Origin of the sequence: Streptomyces barringtoniae (assembly GCF_020819595.1) — a bacterium.
In the GTDB taxonomy this organism is placed as follows: domain Bacteria; phylum Actinomycetota; class Actinomycetes; order Streptomycetales; family Streptomycetaceae; genus Streptomyces; species Streptomyces barringtoniae.
In genome coordinates, this window is the sequence record NZ_JAJHNP010000029.1 from 1 (window position 1) to 17,481 (window position 17,481).

General features: G+C 72.8%; 17 protein-coding genes. 10 read left to right on the forward strand and 7 right to left on the reverse strand.

The annotated features are described in order from the left end of the window. From LMU33_RS36800 to LMU33_RS36810, 3 genes are all read left to right on the forward strand, one after another. Positions 1–575, forward strand: a 575-nt coding sequence (locus tag LMU33_RS36800) for a phosphoglucose isomerase-related protein (protein ID WP_504967739.1), incomplete at its 5' end; no start/stop codon positions are given. A gap of 1 nt (position 576) precedes the next feature. After that, the gene (gene gnd, locus LMU33_RS36805) at positions 577–1,455 is read left to right on the forward strand and encodes a phosphogluconate dehydrogenase (NAD(+)-dependent, decarboxylating) (protein WP_228625675.1); all 879 of its coding nucleotides are present in this window, start codon (positions 577–579) and stop codon (positions 1,453–1,455) included. Positions 1,456–1,460: 5 nt separating this feature from the next. Beyond that, positions 1,461–2,048, forward strand: a complete 588-nt coding sequence (locus tag LMU33_RS36810; RefSeq protein ID WP_228625677.1) for a histidine phosphatase family protein — start codon at positions 1,461–1,463, stop codon at positions 2,046–2,048. 245 nt (positions 2,049–2,293) lie between these two features. Here the strand turns inward: LMU33_RS36810 and LMU33_RS36815 are convergent, their stop codons facing one another. From LMU33_RS36815 to LMU33_RS36825, 3 genes are all read right to left on the reverse strand, one after another. Next, positions 2,294–4,240, reverse strand: coding sequence for an ArnT family glycosyltransferase (locus tag LMU33_RS36815; RefSeq protein WP_228625679.1), 1,947 nt, complete (start codon positions 4,238–4,240; stop codon positions 2,294–2,296). A gap of 222 nt (positions 4,241–4,462) precedes the next feature. After that, on the reverse strand, positions 4,463–6,253 hold the full coding sequence (locus LMU33_RS36820) for a sugar phosphate isomerase/epimerase and 4-hydroxyphenylpyruvate domain-containing protein (protein ID WP_228625828.1): 1,791 nt from the start codon (positions 6,251–6,253) through the stop codon (positions 4,463–4,465). 14 nt (positions 6,254–6,267) lie between these two features. Further along, positions 6,268–7,161: a shikimate dehydrogenase gene (locus LMU33_RS36825; RefSeq protein ID WP_228625681.1), complete on the reverse strand. Its 894-nt coding sequence runs from the start codon at positions 7,159–7,161 to the stop codon at positions 6,268–6,270. Between the two features lie 165 nt (positions 7,162–7,326). Here LMU33_RS36825 and LMU33_RS36830 point away from each other — a divergent pair, with 165 nt between their 5' ends. Then, positions 7,327–7,992, forward strand: a complete 666-nt coding sequence (locus tag LMU33_RS36830; RefSeq protein ID WP_228625683.1) for a TetR/AcrR family transcriptional regulator — start codon at positions 7,327–7,329, stop codon at positions 7,990–7,992. A gap of 199 nt (positions 7,993–8,191) precedes the next feature. Next, positions 8,192–9,550: an MFS transporter gene (locus LMU33_RS36835; protein ID WP_228625685.1), complete on the forward strand. Its 1,359-nt coding sequence runs from the start codon at positions 8,192–8,194 to the stop codon at positions 9,548–9,550. Positions 9,551–9,577: 27 nt separating this feature from the next. Here the strand turns inward: LMU33_RS36835 and LMU33_RS36840 are convergent, their stop codons facing one another. Together LMU33_RS36840 and LMU33_RS36845 are read right to left on the reverse strand one after the other, a co-directional pair. Beyond that, entirely contained in the window at positions 9,578–9,919 is a 342-nt protein-coding gene (locus tag LMU33_RS36840) for a VOC family protein (RefSeq protein WP_228625687.1), read from the reverse strand. Positions 9,920–10,071: 152 nt separating this feature from the next. After that, positions 10,072–10,668, reverse strand: a complete 597-nt coding sequence (locus LMU33_RS36845; RefSeq protein ID WP_228625689.1) for a TetR/AcrR family transcriptional regulator — start codon at positions 10,666–10,668, stop codon at positions 10,072–10,074. 104 nt (positions 10,669–10,772) lie between these two features. On the opposite strand from LMU33_RS36845, the gene LMU33_RS36850 reads away from it, so the two are divergent. Further along, the gene (locus tag LMU33_RS36850; RefSeq protein ID WP_228625691.1) at positions 10,773–11,651 is read left to right on the forward strand and encodes an NAD(P)-dependent oxidoreductase; all 879 of its coding nucleotides are present in this window, start codon (positions 10,773–10,775) and stop codon (positions 11,649–11,651) included. A 17-nt stretch (positions 11,652–11,668) separates the two neighbouring features. Here LMU33_RS36850 and LMU33_RS36855 read toward each other — a convergent pair whose 3' ends face one another. Next, a complete protein-coding gene (locus LMU33_RS36855) occupies positions 11,669–12,118 on the reverse strand; it encodes a PPOX class F420-dependent oxidoreductase (RefSeq protein ID WP_228625692.1) in 450 nt (149 codons plus the stop codon). A gap of 90 nt (positions 12,119–12,208) precedes the next feature. Between LMU33_RS36855 and LMU33_RS36860 the strand changes: the two genes are divergently transcribed. The 3 genes from LMU33_RS36860 to LMU33_RS36870 all read left to right on the forward strand — a co-directional run bounded on the left by LMU33_RS36860 (position 12,209) and on the right by LMU33_RS36870 (position 15,887). Further along, entirely contained in the window at positions 12,209–12,790 is a 582-nt protein-coding gene (locus tag LMU33_RS36860) for a TetR/AcrR family transcriptional regulator (RefSeq protein ID WP_228625694.1), read from the forward strand. Continuing rightward, the gene (locus tag LMU33_RS36865; protein ID WP_228625696.1) at positions 12,787–14,172 is read left to right on the forward strand and encodes an MFS transporter; all 1,386 of its coding nucleotides are present in this window, start codon (positions 12,787–12,789) and stop codon (positions 14,170–14,172) included. Before LMU33_RS36860 ends, LMU33_RS36865 begins: the two co-directional genes overlap by 4 nt. A gap of 491 nt (positions 14,173–14,663) precedes the next feature. Next, positions 14,664–15,887, forward strand: a complete 1,224-nt coding sequence (locus LMU33_RS36870) for a serine hydrolase domain-containing protein (protein WP_228625698.1) — start codon at positions 14,664–14,666, stop codon at positions 15,885–15,887. 59 nt (positions 15,888–15,946) lie between these two features. Here LMU33_RS36870 and ribA read toward each other — a convergent pair whose 3' ends face one another. Beyond that, positions 15,947–16,618, reverse strand: a complete 672-nt coding sequence (gene ribA / locus LMU33_RS36875) for a GTP cyclohydrolase II (RefSeq protein WP_228625700.1) — start codon at positions 16,616–16,618, stop codon at positions 15,947–15,949. A 38-nt stretch (positions 16,619–16,656) separates the two neighbouring features. Between ribA and LMU33_RS36880 the strand changes: the two genes are divergently transcribed. After that, positions 16,657–17,445 carry a creatininase family protein gene (locus LMU33_RS36880; protein ID WP_372478129.1) on the forward strand — a complete coding sequence of 263 codons (789 nt, stop codon included), beginning with the start codon at positions 16,657–16,659 and terminating at the stop codon, positions 17,443–17,445. The last annotated feature ends 36 nt before the right edge of the window (positions 17,446–17,481 follow it).

Here is a 17,481-nt window from a genome sequence, read left to right on the forward strand (position 1 = left end):
CGGTGCAGCGCGACGGGCGGCCGGTGGAGTGGCAGACCGGACCGGTGGTGTGGGGAACGCCGGGCACCAACGGGCAGCACGCCTACTACCAGCTGATCCACCAGGGCACCAAGCTCATCCCTGCGGACTTCATCGGCTTCGCCCGGCCCGTCGGGGAACTGAGCGATGAACTCAAGGCGCAGCACGACCTGTTGATGGCCAACTTCTTCGCCCAGACCCAGGCGCTGGCCTTCGGCAAGAGCGCCGAGGAGGTCCGCGCGGAGGGCGTGCCCGAGGAGCAGGTCACGCACCGCACCTTCCGCGGCGACCACCCCACCACCACGATCCTCGCAGGCTCGCTGACCCCGTCCGTGCTCGGCCAGCTGATCGCCCTCTACGAACACAAGGTGTTCGTGCAGGGCGCCGTGTGGCACATCGACTCCTTCGACCAGTGGGGCGTCGAGCTGGGCAAGGTCCTCGCCAAGCGGGTCGAGCCCGCCCTCACCGAGGGTGCGGACGTGCCCGGTCTCGACCCGTCCACCACGGCCCTCGTCGCCGCCTACCGCTCTCTCAAGAACGCTCAGGAAGTGAACTGACATGCAGCTCGGTCTCATCGGTCTCGGCAAGATGGGCGGCAACATGCGCGAGCGGATCCGCCGCGCCGGCCACACCGTCATCGGCTACGACCGCAACCCCGAGGTCTCCGACGTCAAGTCCCTCGCCGAACTGGTCGAGAAGCTGGACGCGCCCCGCCATGTGTGGGTGATGGTCCCGGCCGGCACCGCCACGCAGACCGTCGTCGACGAGCTCGGCGACCTGCTCGAGCCCGGCGACACGGTCATCGACGGCGGCAACTCCCGCTGGACGGACGACGAGAAGCACGCCGCCGCCCTCGGCATCAAGGGCATCGGCTTCGTCGACGCAGGTGTCTCCGGCGGTGTGTGGGGCCTCGAGAACGGCTACGCGCTCATGGTCGGCGGCGACGAGCAGCACGTGGAGCCGCTGAAGCCGATCTTCGAGGCGCTCAAGCCGGAGGGCCCGTACGGCTATGTCCACGCGGGCCGGGTCGGCGCCGGGCACTTCTCCAAGATGGTCCACAACGGCATCGAGTACGCCATGATGCAGGCCTACGCCGAGGGCTGGGAGCTGCTGGAGAAGGTGCACTCGGTGGAGAACGTCCGCGAGGTGTTCCGCTCCTGGCAGGAGGGCACCGTCATCCGCTCCTGGCTGCTCGACCTCGCGGTCAACGCCCTGGACGAGGACGAGCACCTGCAGAAGCTGCGCGGCTACGCGGAGGACTCCGGCGAGGGCCGCTGGACCGTCGAGGCGGCCATCGACAACGCCGTACCGCTGCCCGCGATCACCGCCTCCCTGTTCGCCCGGTTCGCCTCCCGGCAGGACGACTCGCCGCAGATGAAGATGATCGCCGCGCTGCGCAACCAGTTCGGCGGCCACGCGGTCGAGAAGAAGGACTGACCGCCGTGGGGGACCTGCTGCTGGTCCGCCACGGTGAGACGGAGTGGAGCCGGTCGGGACAGCACACCAGCTGGACCGACCTGCCCCTGACCGAGGACGGCGAGCAACAGGCCAAGTCCCTCGCCCCGCTCCTCACCGGCCGGACCTACGCCCTCGCGCTCGCCAGCCCGCTGGGGCGCGCGCTGCGCACCGCCGGACTGGCGGGCCTCGTCGGGGTCGTGCCCGACCCCGACCTGCACGAGTGGGACTACGGCGGCTACGAGGGTGTCACCACGGTCGACATCCACCGGACCCGCCCCGGCTGGGACCTGTGGACCGACGGCGTGCCGCCGGGCCCCGACGGGCATCCCGGCGAGTCACCGGAGGAGATCGGGGCCCGCGCCGACCGGGTCCTGGCCCGGCTGTCCCCGGCCCTGGCCGAGGGGGACGTGATCGTCGTCGCCCACGCCCACTTCCTGCGCGTGCTCACCGCGCGCCGGCTGGGCCTGCCGCCCGCCGACGGCCGGCTGTTCCAGCTGGCCACGGGCACGGTCAGCCGGCTGTCGACCGAGCACGGGCGGCCCGTGATCGCCGAGTGGAACAGACGGCCGTAACGGCACCCGATCCGCAAGCCCCTTCGTGTGCGGCCCGGTCCACCCCTGGCGGACCGGGCCGCGGTGTTACGGCAACCGGGGCCGGAGGCGGTCGGCGGGACGAGCGCGCAGTGGGCGGCGGTCCAGCGCAGCACGGCGCCGACGGCGCTGCCGGCCGTGAGGGCGCCGGGACGCAGATCGGCCACGCGCAACGAGGACGGTCGTAGCGGCACCAGATCCGCAAGTCCCTTTGTACGCCGTCCCGTTCACCCCAGGCGGACCGGGCCGCAGTGGTACAGGAACCGGGACCGGTCACCGGGATCGTAGGCGGCCGGCGGGACGAGCGCGCAGTGGGCGGCGGTCCAGCGCAGCACGGCGCCGACGGGGCTGCCGGCCGTGAGGGCGCCGGGGCGCAGGTCGGCGCGTGGGACGAGGACGTAGTGCAGCCGTCCGGTGTCCACCAGCCGGCGGAAGGCGTCCGGCGCCGGGTAGGGGACGCGGCCGGTGAAGCCGCCCATCGGCAGGACGGACGCGTCGGCGGCGATGACGTACGGCGCGGCGCTCTCCCAGCCCGGTACGGCGGCCAGGTAGCGGGCGCCGTCGCGGTGCGCGGTCAGGTAGGCGAGCAGCCGCCGGCGTTGGGGGCCGAGGGTGGTGGAGGCGGTGCCGGCACGGGTGCTGGTGGGGCCGACCCGGCCGAAGGAGCCGGGCTGGTTGTAGCGCAGGGACAGCGCGGACGCCGTCCAGACGGCGGGGACCAGCAGGACGGCGGCGAGGGCGGTGGCGAGCGCGGCCCGTGGCGGGATGCGGCGGGCGGCCGCGCCGGTGCGGTGACGCAGGCCCGCGAGCACCAGCGCGAGCAGGCCGAGGGCGGCCGCACAGGGCGCCGACCAGGGCTGGAAGCGCGGGTACCACAACGTCAGCGCCGCGGCCCAGAGGAGGTTGACGGCGATGACGGCGGCGAGCAGACGGGAGCGGCGGGCGCGGACGACGCCGGCCGCGGCGAGCGCGGCCACGGCCACGGCGACGACGCCCATGTAGTAGGTGTGGCCGGTGACGCTGCCGAAGCTGAAGGCGGCGAAGAAGGTCGCGAACCACATGCCCCACAGCACCTGTCCGGCGACCAGCGGGTCGGTGCGCGGCACCCGGCGCCGCCGCAACGCCAGCAGCCCGCCGACGAGCCCGAGCGCGGCCAGCGGGTACAGCCAGCCGGTCTGGGTGGCCAGCCCGGGGCTGAACATCTTCCCCACGCCGTCGCCCATGCCCGGTCCCAGGTGTGCGCCGGCCCGGGCCACCCGGCTCGCCATGATGCTGCCGGTGCCGGCCGCGTCGACGCCGACGTCGTGGAAACGGGTGAGGAAGTTGTAGCCGACGACGAGGGCGAACGGCGAGTCGTCGGTGGTGCCGTCGAGGTACGGGCGGGCGCCGGCCGGGGTGAGGGCGGCCACCAGCATCCACGACACCGACACCGCCACGGTCACCGCTCCGGCCAGCGCCACATGGCCGATACGGCGGCGCCGCGCGGCGGGCGCGGCGACCAGGTAGGTCGCGGCCAGCGCGGGCAGCACCGCCCACGCCTCCAGCATCTTGCACTGGAAGGCGAGGCCAACCCAGACGCCCGCGAGCAGCAGGGTGCGCGGGCGGGCCTTCTCGGTGGCCCGCCAGGTGGCCTCGGCGGCCAGCAGCAGGAGCAGCACGAACGGGGCGTCCTCGGTGACCGAACGGCCGAGGCCCACCGTCACCGGGGTCAGCGTCAGGAACGCGGCGGCCAGCAGCCCGGCGGGCACCCCGGCCCAGCGGCGCACCAGTACGTGCAGCAGCAGGACACAGCCCACCATCTCCAGTGCCTGGGGCAGCACCAGCGCCCAGGGGTGGAAGCCGAACACCAGCGCCGCGAGCGCTTGCGGCCACAGGAAGCCGGGCAGCTTGTCCAGCGTGATGGAGCCCGCGGGGTCGAAGGAGCCGTAGAAGAAGTCGGCCGGGCTGTCCGTCATGCTGCGCACCGCGCTCGCGTAGAAGGCGTGGTAGGTGCTGTGGTCCAGGCCCCACAGGCACAGCACGGCGGCGAGCACGGCGACGGCGGCGAGCACCGGACGTTCGTAGCGGTCGGCGCGGGCCGCCACGGGCGGGGCGGGCGGGGGCGGGACGGCTGCGGTCGGCTCGGTCGGCGGCGGGTCGGGGCGGAGCAGCGGCCGGCCGGCGGGTATCGGCATGGGACTTCCAGGCACCCGGTCCGGGACTCTCGGGTCCGGGACACCGGGTATGTCCTGGACCGTGCGAGTATCGGCCGCCGGACCGGCGGGCGGCGCGTGCCGGGGCCGGGTCTCACCGAGGTCTCACCGCGGGCTCACCGGCTCCTTCACCTCCTCTTCCGTCCTGCTCCTTCACCTCCTCTTCCGTCCTGCTCCTTCGCCCTGTTCTTCCGCCCGCCTCTCTCAGCGCCGCCCGGCGTGCTGGGCCGCGAGCCGGACCGGGGCGTTCACGGCGCCGTACCCCTGGTAGCCGGGGTCGCGCTGGACGAGTTCGAAGAAGACCCGGCCGACGGTCTCGGTGTAGCAGTGCCGGAAGGCGCCGCCCGCGTCCCGGTCGTACAGGATGCCGAGTTCGCGGTAGGTCTCCAGCTCCCCGTCCGGGAACTCGTAGCGGGCGGCGAGGTCGTCGTGGTAGTTGGCGGGCACCGGCAGCAGCCGGCCGCCCGCGGCGCGGAAGGCACGGGCCGCGGCCACCACGTCGTCGGTGGCCAGCGCGATGTGCGCCGCGTGCACGGTGTCGTCGGTGGGTGCCGCGCCGACGCCGAGGGCGATTCGGACGCTGCCCTCGGCATTGGCGACGGCGCGGCTGCGCATCAGGCCGTAGGGGTCGGCGAGGTCGACGCTCTCCTGGGCGGTGAGGCCGAGGACGCTGCGGTGGAAGAGGGTGGCCTCGTCGAAGTGGTGCCAGGGCTGAGTGAGGGCGAGGTGGTCGATGCGGGTCGCGCAGGGCGCCGGGGTGTCCGCAAGGTCGGCGAAGTCCGCCCGCCAGTCCGGTGGTTCGGTGTCGCCGGTGGCGCAGAGGAACAGTTCCGTGCCGTCGGGGGCCGCGACGGCGTCGAGCGGGGCATCCCCCGGGGCGCGGCGGCGGGGCAGGACGGGGGCGAGCAGGGCTTCGGCGCGGCGGGCGGCAGCGGCGGGGTCCGGGGACTCCAGGCCGATCGCGGCGAGCCGGGTGCCGTCGCGGCGGGCGGTGGCGGCGGTGTTGACCAGGACGCGTGCCGCACCGCGCTGCCACAGGTCGACGGGCTTGCCGCGGTGCCGGGCGGTGCGGGTGAAGCCGAGCGCGGTCAGCAGTGCGGTGACGGGTTCGGCGTCCGGGGTGAGCAGTTCGGCGAAAGCCACCCCGGTGGGCACGACGGGGGACGGCAGCTCGGCGGCGCCGGCGGCCTCGCGCAGGAGGAGCAGGGAGCGGTGGGCGTCGACGGCGGTGGGGCCGGCGTCGGCCTGCCGGAAGACGTCGTTGAACACCTCCAGGGACAGCGGCCCGCGGTACCCGGCGGCGAGGACGCGCCGCAGCAGCCCGGCGACGTCGAAGCCGCCCTGTCCGGGGAAGCAGCGGTAGTGGCGGCTCCACTGCAGGACGTCCATGGCGAGCAGCGGGGCGTCGGCGAGTTGCAGGAAGAAGATCTTCTCGCCGGGGATGTCCGCGATTCCCTCGAGGTCCTCGGGCTCGGAGCCGCGGGAGAGGATGTGGAAGCTGTCCAGGCAGACGCCGAGCGCCGGATGGTCGGCGGCCTCGACGATCCGCCACGCGTGTCCGTAGGTGTTCACATGCCGCCCCCAGGCCAGCGCCTCGTACGCCACCCGTATGCCGAACTCCTCCGCCAGGCCGGCCAGTCGAGCGAGCTGACCGGCTGCTCGCACGTCGTCGTCCACGGCGTCCGGCGACACACTGGAGCACACGAGGACGGTGTCGGCGCCGAGCCGGTTCATCAGCTCGAACTTGTGCCGGGCGCGCCGCAGATTGCGCACGAAGACGTCGTCGGGCACGCCCTCGATGTCCCGCATCGGCTGGTACAGATCGATGCTCAGCCCGAGGTCGGCGCAGCGCGCACGGATCTCCTCGGGAGCGAGCGGGCAGGCGAGGAGATCGTTCTCGAAGATCTCCACCCCGCCGAAGCCGGCCCGCGCGGCGGCGGCGAGCTTCTCGGTGAGGGTGCCGCTGAGGGAGACGGTGGCGATGGAGGTGTGCATGCCCGTGTTCCTCGTCATCCGGCCGCACTCCCCGAGCGCTCGACGCCCACCAGTTCCTCGAAGTCGGCCAGCATCCGCCCGCTGTCCGGCTCCCGCCCGGTGAACAGCCGGAACGCGTCGGCGGCCTGGAACACGGCCATCCCGCCCCCGGACAGGACGGCACAGCCACGCGCGTGGGCGACCCGCAGCAGCTCGGTCCGAAGCGGCCGGTAGACGACCTCGGCGACCCACAGACCGGGATGCAACAGCTCGGCGGACAGGGGCAGTCCGGGATGCGCGGCCATGCCGGTGGGGGTGGCATGGACGAGCCCCCCACAGCCGCCGGCCTCGCCGAGCAGCGCCGGAAGCCGATCGACCGTCGCCGCGCCCGCCCGGCCTGGGCCGAAGTTGCGTACCAAGGAGTCGGCGAGCGCGGCGGCCCGCCCGGGCAGTGCGTCGACGACGGTGACCCGCCCGGCGCCCAGGGTGAGCACGGCGTGTGCGACGGCCGCGCCCGCGCCGCCCGCGCCGAGCTGGACGACCCGCTCCAGCGGGGCGTCCGGCAGGCCGCGCGCGAAGGAGGCGGCGAAACCGGTCACGTCGGTGTTGTGGCCGACGGCCCGGCCGTCGTCGAAGACCACGGTGTTGACCGCGCCGAGCGCCTCGGCCAACGGGTCGAGGGCGTCGAGGTGGTCGATGACCAACTGTTTGCAGGGGTGGGTGATGTTCAGCCCGTCGTAGCCGAGATCGCGGGCGGCGCGGACCAGGTCGCCGACCGCCTCCGGCGCCCGGCCGAGGAGGTCGATGTCGAGGAGCCGGTAGAGGTAGCGCAGGCCCTGCCGGTCCGCCTCCCGCTGGTGCAGGGCGGGGCTGAGCGAGGGGCCGATACCGGCCCCGATCAGCCCGACGAGATACGCGTCCTTGGCCATGTGGCCCTCCCGAGGCGGCGCTAATGTACGAACCAGTACGTTAGCTATATCAGCCGGGAGAGCCGTGAGGAAGAGCCGGGCGGCTTCGGGGGCCCTGCTTCTACAATCACCGGCACGCACACAGCGAGCGCGCCACCCAGGCGTCCACCGGCCCGAAGGACAGCGATGACCAGCGTCGAAGAACCCGAACGACCCGGGGGACGGGTGCGCGACGCGGCCCGCACCAAGGCCGAGATCCTCGACGTGGCCACACAGGAGTTCGCGCGGGCGGGGTACGACGGCGCCCGAGTCGACGAGATAGCGGCCCGCACCCGCACCACCAAGCGGATGATCTACTACTACTTCGGCGGCAAGGAACAGCTGTTCACGGCCGTGCTGGAGCGGGCCTACGGGGTGATCCGCGAGGCCGAGCAGGAACTGGAGGTCGACCACCTGGACCCCGTCGCCGCGATCCGGCGCCTGGCCGAGCTGACCTTCGACCACCATGAGCGCCACCCGGACTTCATCCGCCTGGTCAGCATCGAGAACATCCACGGCGCCGAGCACATCGCGGCCTCCGAGAAGCTCGGGAGGATCGGCTCCCCGGCGCTGGAGGTGATCCGCCGGATCCTCACCGCGGGGCAGGAGTCGGGGCTGTTCACGGCCGACGTCGACGCGGTCGACCTGCACGCGATGATCAGCTCGTTCTGCTTCTTCAGGGTCGCCAACCGGCACACCTTCGGCGCCCTGTTCGGCCGGGACCTGGTGGACCCCGCCCAGCGGGAGCACTACCGGACCATGCTCGGCGACATGGTGATCGCCTACCTGACCGCGGAGCGCGCGGCCGGCTGACCCCGGCGGGCCCGCGCACCCCGCACGGGCTGTCGCACCGACTCTTGACAGCGCGGAAACACCGGCGCAACATCCCACCCACCACCACTAACTATCCAGTGGGTTAATTAGCAGCCGAGATCCGGCCCCTCACCCGCTCCCTTCCCTCGTCGCTCACTCCGCCCTTCCGTAGGGCGGGGTTCCCCGAAGGAGCACCGCCGTGTCCGTCCCCTCCCCCGCGCCCGCCTCCGACACCCCTCCCGGCCAGCCCTGGAAGGCGGCGACGGCCGCCTGGATCGGCAGCGCGCTGGAGTACTACGATTTTTTCGTCTACGGCAGCGCCGCCGCACTGATCTTCCCGAAGGTGTTCTTCGACTCCTCCGACCCGGCGACCGCGACCCTGCTGTCGCTCGCCACCTTCGGCGTCGCCTACGCCGCCCGGCCGCTCGGCGCGCTGGTCCTCGGGCACGTCGGAGACCGGCTCGGCCGCAAGAAGATCATGGTGTTCACCCTGATCCTGATGGGCCTGACGACCTTCCTGATCGGCTGTCTGCCCACCCGCGCCCAGGCCGGCTCGCTCGCCCCGGTGCTGCTCGTGCTCTGCCGCGTGCTGCAGGGCATATCGGCGGCCGGCGAGCAGGCGAGCGCGAGTTCCATGAGCCTGGAGCACGCGCCGCCGGACCGGCGCGGATTCTTCACGAGCTTCACGCTGAGCGGCACCCAGGGCGGCCAGCTCATCGCCACGCTGGTCTTCATCCCCGTGTCCAGGCTGCCCGAGGACCAACTGCTGTCGTGGGGCTGGCGGGTGCCGTTCTGGCTGAGCATGGTGGTCGCCGTCACGGGTTACGTCATCCGGCGCCGGCTGCGCGAGACCCCGGCCTTCGCCCGGCAGGCGGCCACCGAGGGAGTGGTCCGGCTGCCGCTCGCGGTGCTGCTGCGCGAGCACTGGGCGGACGTGGTCCGGGTGATCGCGGGCGCGCTCATCGCCTCGGTCAGCACGATCTTCACGGTGTGGGCGCTGGCCTACGCCACCAGTGACGCGGTCGGGATGTCCCGTACGTTCATGCTGTGGGTGGGTGCCCTGGCCAACCTCGCCGCTCTGGCGGTGATCCCGCTGTGGGCCACGCTCTCGGACCGGATCGGGCGCCGGCCGGTGTTCCTGATCGGCGCGGTGGGCAGCGCGGCCGCGATGGCCGGCTATCTGTGGGCGATCTCCACGGGCTCGCGCCCGCTGATCCTGGTCCTCGGGATCGTCGCCTTCGGCCTCGTCTACAGCGCGGCGAACGGCGTGTGGCCCGCCTTCTACGGCGAGATGTTCGCGACCCGGGTGCGGCTGTCGGGCGTGGCCGTCGGCACGCAGATCGGCTTCGCGGTGGCCGGGTTCGCGGTCACCTTCGCCGCCGAGATCGCCGGTCCGGGCGGCGCCGACTGGTCGGCGGTCGCCCTGTTCACGGGCGCGCTGTGCCTGCCGCCGGCCCTGGCCGCGCTCACCGCCCGCGAGACGCACAGGGTCCCGACGGAACTGCTCGGGGAGCGGCCGGGGAGGCAGGCGAAGCGGGCGGAACGGGTGACGGCCTGAGGCGAGCGGCTCCGGGCCGGCGGACTGCTAGGGCTGCGGGTGGCGCGGCTCGTACAGGGCGAGTTCGCCGCCGCCCGGCAGGCGCAGGGCGGTCACCCGGCCCCAGCGGGCCTCCTCCACCGGCCTGGTGAACTCCACTCCTTTCTCCGCGAGTTGACGTTGAGTCACGTCCAGGTCGTCGCACATCAGCATCAGCTCGTGCGCGGGCTCGCCGTCGGTGGCATGGCAGGCCACCTCGGTGGGCGGCGCCTGGAAGACCAGCCATCCGTGGCCCGCGTCGACGTGCGTCCATCCGAGGGTGTCGCGCAGGAAGGCCCGGTCGGCTTCCGCGTCCCGGCTGTAGAGCACCACATGTGCACCGTTGATCACGCGCGGAGGCTAATGCGACGGGCGCCCCGGGACAAGCACCGCCCACCCACGACCGGCCAACCCGGCCGCGCTCACCCGGACCGATCGCCACCGTCGCGCTCACCCGGACCGATCGCCACCGTCGCGCTCACCGGCCAGTGGCCGCCGTGGCGTCACCCCGCCGGAGTCACCGCCGCGTCGAGCAGGGGCCCGAGTTCCCGGGCGGCCGTGGTCAGCGGCTGTGCGTCCTGTTCCGCGCGGGACATCAGGATCGCGCCCTCCAGGGTGCTGATCATCAGCGTGGCCAGGGATTCGGCGCGTGCCGCGGGGACGCCCATGCCGGTCAGCGCCTCGGCGAGCGGGGCCCGCCAGGTCGTGAACGCGGCGGCCACGGCCTCGCGGGTCGAGCCGTCGGCCGAGGCGCAGTCGACGGTGGCGGCGGCGACCGGGCAGCCCGCAGCGAAGCCGCGCGCCGTGTACTCATCCGTCCACTGGGCGACCATTGCCGCGAACAGCCCGCTCGGCGTCGGCTCCTCGAGCCCCGCGAGAAAGCGTGCGATCCGCTTGCCCGCATACCGTCCGGCCCAGCCGACCGCCTCATTGACCAGCTGTTCCTTCCCGCCCGGGAAGTAGTGCTGGAGCGAGCCGCGCGGTGCGCCCGCGTGCGCGGCGACCTCGCGCATGCCGGTCGCGGCGACACCGTCGCGCCGTATCAGCTGGGCCGCGCTGAAGACCATCCGCTCCCGCGGCCCGTGTCGCGACTCGCCCATTGACGGCCTCCCGATCCTCACCGCTCCCCACTCTATGACCGGCGTCATAACGGCGGCTACTATGACCGTGGTCATAATCGGCTCCCTGGGCGGAGGGCGGTCCCGTGAACGTCGGTTTCATCGGTCTCGGAGTGATGGGCCGCCCCATGGCGCAGCGCCTGGTGTCCGCCGGCACTCCCCTGGTGGTCTGGAACCGGACCCCGGAACGCGCCGCACCCCTGCGCGCCGCCGGCGCCACGGTCGCCGCGGACGCCGACGGGGTGTTCGCCAAGGCGGACGTGGTGCTGCTGATGCTCGCCGACGAGGCCGCCGTCGACACCGTGCTCGGCCGGGGCACTCCCGCGCTGGCGGCACGGGTCGCCGGGCGCACGGTCGTCCACATGGGCACCACCTCGCCCGAGTACTCCCACGCCCTGGAGACCGACGTCCGCGCCGCCGGCGGCCGGTACGTCGAGGCACCCGTCTCCGGGTCACGGGTCCCGGCGGAGGAAGGCCGGCTGGTGGCCATGCTCGCCGGGGAGCAGGACGCCGTGGACGCCGTACGGCCGTTGCTCGCGCCGTTGTGCCGGGAGACGTTCGGGTGCGGTCCGGCGCCCGGCGCGCTGCTGATGAAGCTGTCCGTGAACCTCTTCCTGATCACCCTGGTGACCGGGCTGACCGAGGCGTTCCACTTCGCCGAGCGGCAGGGCCTGGACCGGCGGCTCTTCCTGGACGTCCTGGACGCGGGCCCCATGGCCAGCGGCGTCTCCCGGATGAAGGCGCCCAAGCTGTTCGACCGTGACTTCGCGGTCCAGGCGGCCGCACTGGACGTCCTGAAGAACAACCGGCTCATCGCCGAGGCGGCCCGCAGGGCTCGCCTGGCCTCACCGCTCCTCGACGTGTGCCACACCCTGTTCGAGGAGACGGTGGCCCAGGGGTACGGCGACGAGGACATGGTCGCCGTACTGCGAGCGATCGAGACGCGGACCGTCGGCGCGTCGTAGCCGGGAACCGGGGCGGGTCAGCGCTTCGGGATACCGTACGCCCGCTCGACGTGCAGCCGCACCACCAGACGGCGGTCGCGGACCATCGCCGCCCGGTAGTCGTCCCAGTCCGGATGCTCGCCCTGAACGTCCCGGTACAGGCGGATCAGTTCCTCGACGGTGTCGTCGTGCGGGTCCCGGGCGACCGGGGAGAGTTCGGCCGTGCCCTCGGCGACGGTGAACGCCCAGCGGTCGGCGCTGGTGACGTGGTAGGAGGCGCGGGGGTCTCGGCGGAGGTTGCGGGCCTTGGCGCGGTCGTCGGTGACGGAGATCCGGATCACGCGCTCGTCGGGATAGTAGGCGTGGTTGACGTTGGACAGCTGGGGGCGGCCGTCGCGTTTGAGGGTGACCAGGACGCCGGCGTCGCCTTCGGCGAGCAGTTCGAGCAGCGCGTCCTGCGTGGGGTCCGAGGTGGAGTCTTCGCTCATGACACGGTCAACTCACCGGAGCGGGTGCCGCATTCCCGCGCTCCGACCGGAGAGTAGACAGTGTCTACGGCAGCCTGGTAGACAGTGTCTATGACTGAGTCCGACATGGGGTTGCGGGAGCGTCTGGTCGACGTGGGCGTTGAGCTGCTGGCGGTCGAGGGGCTGCAGGCGCTGACCCTGCGGGAGATCGCCCGGCGCGCCGGCGTCTCGCACGGGGCCCCGCGCCGCTACTTCCCCACCCATCTGGAGCTGCTGTCGGCCATCGCGCGCCGCGGCTTCGCCGAGCTGGCCGAGCGGGTACGGGCGACGCTCGCACCGGGCTCCGCCGGCCCGCGCGCGCAGGTGGCGGCGCTGGCGCGAACCTATCTGGAATACGCGCTCGAAAACCCCGGCATGTACGAGCTGATGTTCCGTCACGACTTGCTGGAGAGCGGTCACTTGGGGCTGCGGGACACGAGTCTCCCCCTGTTCCGCGTGCTCGCCGGGCTCGTCGGCGAGGTCCGGCCCACAGCGGACGCCCGGCGGGTCGCGGGCGCCCTGTGGGCCAATCTGCACGGAGTCGCCCAGCTGTGGTGCTGGCGCAGTCTCCAACTCGCCGTCGGCGAAGAGGACTTCGGGCCTTTGCTCGATGCGGTGCTGCTGGCCCACCTCGGCCCGGAGCGCGGCCGGTGAACCGGCCTTGGACGCTGGCGAGCAGCGTGGCGGGTGCGGTGGTCGTCGCGCTGGACGGGACGGTCCTCACGGTCGCGCAGCCCCGTCTGCAGAGCGAGTTGGGGGCGTCGTTCGCGGAGGTGCAGTGGACCAGCACCGCGTATCTGATCGCCGTGGCCAGCCTGCTGGTGTTCGCGGGACGGCTCGGTGACCGGTACGGGCAGCAGCGGGTGTTCGCGCTCGGCATGCTGGGGTTCGGAGCGGCGTCGGCGGGGATCGCTGGCGCGCCCGGCGTGGGCTGGGTGATCGGGCTGCGGGCGGTGCAGGGGGTGTTCGGGGCGCTGCTGCAGCCCGCCACACTGGGGATGCTGCGGGCCGCGTACCCGCCGGACCGGCTCGCGCGTCCTCTCGCCGTGCGGACCGCCGCGATCGGGCTGGCGGCGGCAGCGGGGCCGCTGGTGGGCGGGGCGCTGGTGACCGGCCTGGGCTGGCGGGCGGTGTTCTTCGTCAACGTGCTGCCCGCGCTCGTCTTCGGCCTGCCGACGCTGCTGCGCCCGCAACGGCCCGCGGCGGGTTCCGGGGCCCCGCTGGACATACCGGGGGCCGTACTCCTCGCGGTGGCCCTCTCCTGCCTGGTGCACTCGCTGACCGCGCGGCCCGCCTCCGTCACGGGACTCGCCGTCGCCGCGGTCGCCGCCGCCGTCCTCGTGCGGCACGAGCGGCGTACGGCGAGCCCGCTGCTGCCGCCCTCGGTCATCGGCTCGCGGGCGGCCGGGGCGGCGCTCGGCGTGCTGGTGGTCGTGTCCGCGGCCCTTTTCGGCACCCTCTTCGTGGCCACCTACGTCCTCCAACGCCGCCTGGGCCTCGACCCGTTGGACAGCTCCCTGCGCAGTCTGCCGCTCGCGGTGCTGATGGTGGCGTCCGCCGCGCTGTGCCCGGCGCTGCTGCGCCGCTTCGGGACGCGCGGTACGACGACGGGGGCGACGGCGCTGCTGGCGCTCGGTGTCCTCGTACTGTCCGGGGCCGGCTCGACGCCCACGCTCGGCTGCGCGTTCGCCCTGCTGGGGGCCGGCTTCGGGACGGTGATGGTGGCGGCCACCCAGGTGGTCGTACGCCGGGCGGAGGTGGCGGTGGCCGGAGTGGCGGGCGGGCTGCAGCAGACGGCGCTGAACGTCGGCCCGGCCGTGGGAGTGGCCACGGCGACCGCGCTCATCGGCACCGGGACCACGACCGCCCTGCTCGCCCTGACGGCCGTCGCGTCGCTCGGCGTGCCCTTGGCCAGTGCACTGCCGAGAACCGACGGCGACGGCGCCCGGGCCGGGACCGGCGGCTACCGCACGTCGGCCGGGGCAGGTGACGATGGCCTGCCGGCCGGGGCAGACGACGATCGCCTTCCGGCCTGAGCAGAAGACGAGCGCGGGACGGCCTGAGCAGGTGACGAGCGCGGGACGGCTGGGATCAATGGCGAGCACGTACCAGCCGGAACCAGCGGCGAGCGCACAACAACCGGGACCAATGGCGAGCACCCACCGACCGCAGGACAGCCGAGACCGACGGCAAGCACGTACCAGCCCGGCCAGTGGCAAGCGCGCAACAACCGGGACCGATGACGAGCACGCGCCGACCGGAACCAGCAACCGCGGGACAGCCGAGACCGACGGCGAGCGCGTGCCGACCGGAACCAGTGGCGAGCACGGGCCCGCCTGGACCGGTGGCGGGCGCGGGCTGCCCGGAACCAGTGGCGGGCGCGGGATGCCCGGCCCTGACGGCGTCGCGTCGATCACAAACACCGCTGATGAACGGGTCCATGGTGGTGTTCCTGGGCGACGATGAGGGCCGGGTGCGTCCCGGCGGGCAGCCGGGACAGCGCGTACATGGCGACCGGAGGAGAGCGATGGCAGGGCTGCGGCAGGAAGTCGACCCGGGCGAGGCGGGGCTGGACGTCAAGGCGCTGGACCGCCTGGACCGGCAGTTCGCGCTCCACGTCGACGAGGGGCGGCTGCCCGGCTTTCTCGTGGCCCTCTCGCGTGGTGGCCGGGTCGCCCACCTCACCACGTACGGCCGGCGCGATGTCGCGGCCGGGCTGCCGGTCGAGGCGGACACGCTGTGGCGGATCTACTCCATGACCAAGCCGGTCACCGCGGTCGCGGTACTGCTGCTGGTGGAGGAGGGCAGGCTGTCCCTGGACGACCCGCTGGAACGTCATCTGCCGGCGTTCGCCAACCCGCGTGTGTACGACGGGGGTTCGGGCCCGGACCTGCGCACCCGCCCGGCCTCCGGCCCGATCCTGATCCGGCATCTGCTCACCCACACCGCCGGCCTGACCTTCGGCTTCTACTACAAGCACCCCGTCGACGCCCTCTACCGCGAGTCCGGCCTGGAGTACTCGGTGCCGCCGGGCGCCGATCTGGCCGAGACGGTCGAGGTGTACGCACGCATGCCGCTGCAGTTCGATCCCGGCACACAGTGGAACTACTCGGTGGCCTCGAACGTGCTGGGCCGGGTGATCGAGGTGGTGTCCGGGCGGCCGCTGGACACGTTCTTCGCCGAGCGGATCCTGCGCCCGCTCGGCATGGCCGACACAGGCTTCCACATCGAGCCCGAACAGGCGGGCAGGCTGGCCCAGTTGTACGGGGAGACGGTAGAGGGAGGGATCGAACCGGTGCCGGGGCTGCCGGTGCACGGCCGGCCGAGGTTCCTGTCCGGCAGCGGCGGCCTGGTCTCCTCGGCGTACGACTTCCACCGGTTCATGGAGATGCTGCGCCGGGGCGGCGAACTGGAGGGCGTACGGCTGCTGTCCACGGAAACCGTCGGCATGATGACGCGCAACCAGCTGCCCGGCGACGCGGTGTTGCGCTCCTTCGGCGCGCCCGCCCACCAGGAACCCGGCAACGACGGGCTCGGCTTCGGCTTCAACGTGTCGGTGGTGACCGACCCGTCCCGCACCCTGGCCCCCTCCAGCCTCGGCACGTTCGGCTGGACCGGCGCGGCCACGACCGCCTTCTGGGTCGATCCGGCCCGTGAGCTGACGGTCCAGTTCATGACGCAGGTACGCCCGAAGACGCTGAAGATCTTTCCGGAGCTGCGGCGGCTGGTGCACGAGACGCTGGTGGACTGACTGACCGCCGGGGCGGCCGCCGCCCGTGGGGGGAGGCGGCGGACGCCGGACGGCCGGCTTCAGGAGCCGTGGGCGACGGCGTCCAGATGGGGCAGGACGTGGTCCATCCGCTCCCGCTTGGTGCGCAGATACGTGATGTTGCTCTCGCACGGCTCGATCAGCAGCGGCACCTGCTCGGCGACCTGGATCCCGTGCCGCACCAGCGCCTCGCGCTTGCGGGGGTTGTTGGACATCAGGCGTACCGAGCGCACCCCGAGGTCGTGCAGGATCTCCGCAGCGATGCCGTAGTCGCGGGCGTCGACAGGCAGGCCGAGCGCGAGGTTCGCCTCCACGGTGTCCAGGCCCTCCGCCTGCAGTGCCATCGCGCGCAGCTTGGCGAGCAGTCCGATGCCGCGGCCCTCGTGGCCCCTCAAGTACACGACGATCCCGCTGCCTTCGGCGACGACGGCGCGCAGTGCGGCCTCCAGCTGGTCGCCGCACTCGCAGTGCCGGGAGCCGAACGCGTCCCCGGTCAGGCATTCGGAGTGCAACCGGGTCAGCACGTTCTCGGTGCCGATCTCGCCGTACACGAGGGCCACTTGTTCGTCGCCGCGGTCGTGGTCCAGGTAGCCGATCGCCTGGAATTTCCCGTACACGGTGGGCAGCGGTGCATTCACGACGCGTTCCGCGCCCGAACGCCGCGGGGACTTCTTGCCGAGGACGCCCATGTTGAAGCCGTTGTTTTCTGTCATGATCTGATTCCTAAGCAGAGACGAAAGGCCGTGAAATGATGAGTGGTTCGGGCGCGCGTGCGGCGGCATGTGGCGGGACGGACGGGGTGGCGTACGGCGTGCTGCCGGCGGACACCACCGGAGAGGTACGCACGCGGGGGGCGGGCGGTTCAACACAGGTCGCCGTCCTTCCCGTCGGCAGTTTCGAACAGCACGGTCCGTTCCTTCCGCTGGCGACCGACACGCTCGTCGCCTGTGCCGTGGCGCGGGAGATCGCCGCCGCGTACCCGGTGCACCTCCTTCCCCCGGTGACGGTCTCCTGCTCGCACGAGCACGCGGACTGGCCGGGGACCGTCAGCATCTCCGCCGTGACCCTCCATGCGGTGGTCTCGGACATCGCCGCGTCGCTGCGCCGTTCGGGCGTCGACGCGCTGGTCGTGGTCAACGGGCACGGCGGCAACTACGTGCTGGGCAACGTCGTCCAGGAGGCCTCCGCGCGCGGTGAGCGGATGGCGTTGTTCCCGGCCGCCGAGGACTGGGAGACGGCGCGGGAACGGGCGGGGGTGCGCACCTCGCTGCTCACCGACATGCACGCGGGGGAAATCGAGACCTCGATTCTTCTGCACGCTCATCCCGAATTCGTCCGCCCTGGTTACGAGTCCGCCGATTTCACCGCTGACGACCGTCGTCATCTGCTCACCGTGGGAATGTCCGCCTATACCGAATCCGGCGTCATCGGCCGTCCTTCCCTGGGGTCGGCCGAAAAGGGGAAGGAACTGCTGGCGAGCCTGGCGGAATCCTTCGAGTCGTGTTTCGCGTTGCTCACGTCCGCGGCGGGGCGCGGGTAGTCCCTCGCGGGGGCGGGGTCCGTCGTGGCGGGCGCG

What these genes read in the sequence shown, in the direction of transcription:
- LMU33_RS36860 (WP_228625694.1), top strand. Translation starts at nt 12,209, where the DNA reads ATGACTGAGTCCGACATGGGGTTGCGGGAGCGTCTGGTCGACGTGGGC.
- LMU33_RS36825 (WP_228625681.1), bottom strand. Translation starts at nt 7,161, where the DNA reads ATGGCCAAGGACGCGTATCTCGTCGGGCTGATCGGGGCCGGTATCGGC.
- LMU33_RS36820 (WP_228625828.1), bottom strand. Translation starts at nt 6,253, where the DNA reads ATGCACACCTCCATCGCCACCGTCTCCCTCAGCGGCACCCTCACCGAG.
- LMU33_RS36855 (WP_228625692.1), bottom strand. Translation starts at nt 12,118, where the DNA reads ATGAGCGAAGACTCCACCTCGGACCCCACGCAGGACGCGCTGCTCGAA.
- LMU33_RS36830 (WP_228625683.1), top strand. Translation starts at nt 7,327, where the DNA reads ATGACCAGCGTCGAAGAACCCGAACGACCCGGGGGACGGGTGCGCGAC.
- gnd (WP_228625675.1), top strand. Translation starts at nt 577, where the DNA reads ATGCAGCTCGGTCTCATCGGTCTCGGCAAGATGGGCGGCAACATGCGC.
- LMU33_RS36845 (WP_228625689.1), bottom strand. Translation starts at nt 10,668, where the DNA reads ATGGGCGAGTCGCGACACGGGCCGCGGGAGCGGATGGTCTTCAGCGCG.
- ribA (WP_228625700.1), bottom strand. Translation starts at nt 16,618, where the DNA reads ATGACAGAAAACAACGGCTTCAACATGGGCGTCCTCGGCAAGAAGTCC.
- LMU33_RS36815 (WP_228625679.1), bottom strand. Translation starts at nt 4,240, where the DNA reads ATGCCGATACCCGCCGGCCGGCCGCTGCTCCGCCCCGACCCGCCGCCG.
- LMU33_RS36880 (WP_372478129.1), top strand. Translation starts at nt 16,657, where the DNA reads ATGAGTGGTTCGGGCGCGCGTGCGGCGGCATGTGGCGGGACGGACGGG.
- LMU33_RS36870 (WP_228625698.1), top strand. Translation starts at nt 14,664, where the DNA reads ATGGCAGGGCTGCGGCAGGAAGTCGACCCGGGCGAGGCGGGGCTGGAC.